Origin of the sequence: Nocardia sp. NPDC057440, from assembly GCF_042802915.1 — a bacterium.
Lineage (GTDB): Bacteria > Actinomycetota > Actinomycetes > Mycobacteriales > Mycobacteriaceae > Nocardia.
Window position 1 is genome coordinate 97,160 of the sequence record NZ_JBHVDF010000019.1, and the last position, 4,025, is coordinate 101,184.

A 4,025-nucleotide genomic window follows, 5' to 3' on the forward strand; every position below is an offset into this window, starting at 1 on the left:
TCCGCTTCGTGGGGGCGCGGCGCGCGCCCGCGGGCTCCCGATCACGCCGCATTCGCCGGCAGGTTATCGTGCGCCGACTGCCGTGCGATCGTCCCGCTCTGCCCCGGCAACCATGCGCTGCCGGTGGAACAGAGCGAACGCGATCAGCCCGAATGCGATGCCGACGGCGGCCGCCACCTCGAGTGCGGCGTCGAGCCCAGCGACGAACTGCGCCTGCGTCATCCGCTGATCGGCGTCGGCGACCTCGCGGAACACGGTGCCAAGCACCGCGACCCCGAGCGCGAGTCCCAGCTGTCGCGCCGTATTGACCGCGCCCGCGGCCGTGCCGCCCTGCTGCGGTGGCACCGCGGCCATGCCGACGGCGACCAATGCCGGTGCGTTGATTCCGATCCCGGCTCCGATCACTATGAACCCGGGCAGTAGCGCGGTCCAGGATGATCCGGCGTCGATCAGGGCGAGCAGTCCGGAGCCGATGCCGACGACGACGAGCCCGACGCCGATCGTCCACTTCGGCGCCGTGTCGTGCAGCAGTCGCCCGAACGCCGCGGCGACCACGAATGCGGTTGCGGCCATCGGCAGCATCGCCAGGCCCGCGTGCAGCGGGGTCATGTGCAACTGCTGCTGCAGCCATAGCGAGATCAGCGGTGTTGCCGCGAAAGCCGCGAAGGTCTGTCCGCTCGCCCCTAGGAGAGTGCCGCCGAAATCGCGGTTGCGAAGCAGCGTCAGCGGGAACATCGGTGCCGCGCTGCGGGATTCGACGAACCAGAAGGCCAGCAGCGCCGCACCGCCGAGCACGAGCGCCGACAGCGCGGGACCATCCGTCCACCCGCGCTCACCACCTCGGATCACACCGAAGGTTGCCCCGGTGGCCGCGGTCGCGAAGGTCAGCATGCCGAGCAGATCCACCGCGCGATCGGCCCGACGCATCGACGCCGGAAACACGCTCGCGGTCATGGCGATCGCCACCACGGCGATCGGCAGATTGACGAAGAAGATCCACCGCCACGAGAACACGTCGGTGAGCACACCGCCGAGCACGACGCCGAGGCCTGCTGCCGCACCGGAGACTGCGCCCCAAACGCCGAAGGCGACACCGCGATCGCGGCCGGTGTAGGTCGCGTGCAGCAGCGACAGCGTGGTCGCGAACATGGCCGCGCCGCCGACGCCCTGAAGTACCCGCGCCGCGATCAAACTCGATGCGGAGTGCGCGATCCCGCAGGCGAGGGACGCGACGGCGAACACCGCGAGCCCGGCCACATACACCCGTTTCGCGCCGACCCGGTCGGCCAGCGCGCCGAGTATCAGCAGCAGTGCCGCCAGTGCCAGCGCGTAGCCGTCGACCACCCACTGCAAGCCGGACAGGCCGGTGCCGAGATCAGCGGCGATGTCGGGGAGTGCGACATTGACGATGGTGACGTCGATGAGCAGCATCAGCGTGCCGAGGCACGCGGCGAACAAGGGGAGCCATTTCTTCACGGGAAGCCTCCGAGGCAATGCGAACGATTTCGACGCCTAGCGTGCGATGACCGGCGATATCCTCATAGTCAAATCGACATCTGCGATAGATTCCTCCGGTGCAGCTCGAAGATGCGCAGGAATCCTCCCTTCTTGATGTGCTCGACAAGCAGATCGTGTACGCGCTGGTGACCGACGCCAGAATCGCGTTCGCCAAGCTGGGCGCCATCCTCGGAGTGTCGGAACAGACCGTCGCGCGCCGCTATCGGTCACTGCGCCAACGCGGCATCCTGCATGTGTCGGGTCAGGTGAACGCGGTGCCGCTCGGGCACGCCCGGTGGGTGATCCGCCTCAGGTCTACGCCGGACAAGGCGGTGCGGCTGGCCGAATCGCTGGCCAGGTTCCCCGATCTGAGCTGGGTCACCTTGCTGTCCACCGGGTCCGAGGTGACCTGTGTGAGCCGGCCACGCTCCGCCGAGCGTCGCGACAGGCTGTTGCTGCACACCCTGCCCCAGGCCAGTCAGGTGACCGGGCTGACCGCACACGAGGTGATCCACCGTTTCCCGCTCGGGGAGGAGTGGCCGCATTACAGCCACCTGCTCACCGGCGCGCAGTTGCGTCAACTCGGTCCGCGCGGATCGACCGCCGACAAGGTCGGGCCGGAGACTCCGGTCGACCTCTCGGCGCACGACGAGGCGATGCTGATGATCCTCGGCCGCGACGGTCGTGCGCCGTACGCGCAGATCGCCGCCGAAATCGGTTGGACCGCAACGCGAGTGGCCCGCCGCATGACCGAGCTCGTCGAATCCGGGGTGCTGTACTTCGATCTCGACTTCGCGATCGAGCGGATGGGATATGCCGTGCGGGCGGCGCTGTGGCTGCGCACCAGGCCCGCCGATCTGGAAGCGACGGGCGCCGCGATCGCGGCGCACCCGGAAACCGTGTTCGTCGCCGCGACCACCGGGCCTACCAATCTGATGGTTTCGATCATGTGCAGCGACACCGCGCACCTCTACCGCTATGTCACGCAGCGGCTCGGCGCCCTCGACGGCATCACCGACGTCGAGGTCACGCCCGCGCTGCGGGTCTTCAAGCAGGCGCAGACACTGCTGGACAGTGATCGGATTTCCTTGGTGCGGTGATCGGATTCGCAGGTGCGGGTGGCGGATCACGTCGATGTCCGGCGAACCCGTCGCGGCTCGACCTCGCTTAACGGGCCGGTTGCCAGGGGGAGGGGAAGCCGGTTCGCGTGTTACCGGGCGCGTCGCTTGACTCGAACATCTGTTCGTCTAATGTGGGCGCCAGAACTTGTCGGTGCCGCCCTCTAATGTGGGCGCCAACCAAGAACGAAGACTTACCCGGCGAAAAGGGGATCAGGACATGGCACCACAGGCGTATGACCGCGACAAGGCGCTCGAGATGGCGTTGGCTCAGGTCGAGAAGAGCTTCGGCAAGGGCGCGGTCATGCGTCTCGGCGAGGAGGCCCGCCAGCCCATCTCGGTGATCCCGACCGGTTCCATCGCGCTGGATGTGGCTCTCGGTATCGGTGGGCTGCCGCGCGGTCGTGTCGTGGAGATCTACGGCCCGGAATCCTCGGGTAAGACGACCGTCGCGTTGCACGCAGTGGCCAACGCGCAGGCGGCGGGCGGTGTCGCGGCCTTCATCGACGCTGAGCACGCCCTCGATCCCGAGTACGCCCGCAAGCTCGGCGTCGATACCGACGCCTTGCTCGTCTCGCAGCCGGACACCGGTGAGCAGGCCCTGGAAATCGCCGACATGCTGATCCGTTCCGGCGCGCTGGACATCATCGTCATCGACTCGGTGGCCGCGCTGGTGCCGCGCGCCGAGATCGAGGGCGAGATGGGTGACAGCCACGTCGGTCTGCAGGCCCGTCTGATGAGCCAGGCGCTGCGCAAGATGACCGGTGCGATGAGCAACACGGGTACCACCGCCATCTTCATCAACCAGCTGCGCGAGAAGATCGGCGTGATGTTCGGTTCCCCCGAAACCACCACGGGTGGTAAGGCGCTGAAGTTCTACGCCTCGGTGCGCCTGGATGTGCGCCGCATCGAGACACTCAAAGACGGCAGCGACGCGGTGGGCAACCGCACCCGCGTCAAGGTGGTCAAGAACAAGGTGTCGCCGCCGTTCAAGCAGGCCGAGTTCGACATTCTGTACGGCTTCGGCATCAGCAAGGAAGGCTCGCTCATCGACATGGGTGTCGAGCACGGCTTCGTTCGCAAGTCCGGCTCCTGGTACACCTACGACGGTGACCAGCTGGGTCAGGGCAAGGAGAATGCCCGCAAGTTCCTGCTGGAGAACACCGATATCCGCGACGAGATCGAGAAGAAGATCAAAGAAAAGCTTGGCATCGGCGCCGATGTGACCGCGGCCGATGCGGTCGCCGAGGTGCCCGCCGATTTCTGATCCGATGAACGGCCGACGCACACCGCAACGTTCCGGTCCGGGGGGGGCGCGGGCGCGGGGCGCGCGCCCCCCCGCGCGGACACACGCGCGCGGGCCGCCGCGCGCGACCGCAGTGCGGCCGGGCGCGCGGGAGCGAGCGCGAT

3 protein-coding genes are annotated in these 4,025 nt (G+C 67.7%); 2 read left to right on the forward strand and 1 reads right to left on the reverse strand.

Annotated elements, in window-relative coordinates:
- Positions 1 to 63 precede the first annotated feature (63 nt).
- The gene (locus tag ACFU4Z_RS30765) at positions 64 to 1,476 is read right to left on the reverse strand and encodes an MFS transporter (protein WP_379069960.1); all 1,413 of its coding nucleotides are present in this window, start codon (positions 1,474 to 1,476) and stop codon (positions 64 to 66) included.
- Positions 1,477 to 1,574: 98 nt separating this feature from the next.
- On the opposite strand from ACFU4Z_RS30765, the gene ACFU4Z_RS30770 reads away from it, so the two are divergent.
- Both ACFU4Z_RS30770 and recA read left to right on the forward strand, forming a co-directional pair.
- Positions 1,575 to 2,597, forward strand: coding sequence for an Lrp/AsnC family transcriptional regulator (locus ACFU4Z_RS30770; RefSeq protein ID WP_379069963.1), 1,023 nt, complete (start codon positions 1,575 to 1,577; stop codon positions 2,595 to 2,597).
- A 238-nt stretch (positions 2,598 to 2,835) separates the two neighbouring features.
- A complete protein-coding gene (gene recA, locus ACFU4Z_RS30775; RefSeq protein WP_378684258.1) occupies positions 2,836 to 3,882 on the forward strand; it encodes a recombinase RecA in 1,047 nt (348 codons plus the stop codon).
- Positions 3,883 to 4,025: the final 143 nt, after the last annotated feature.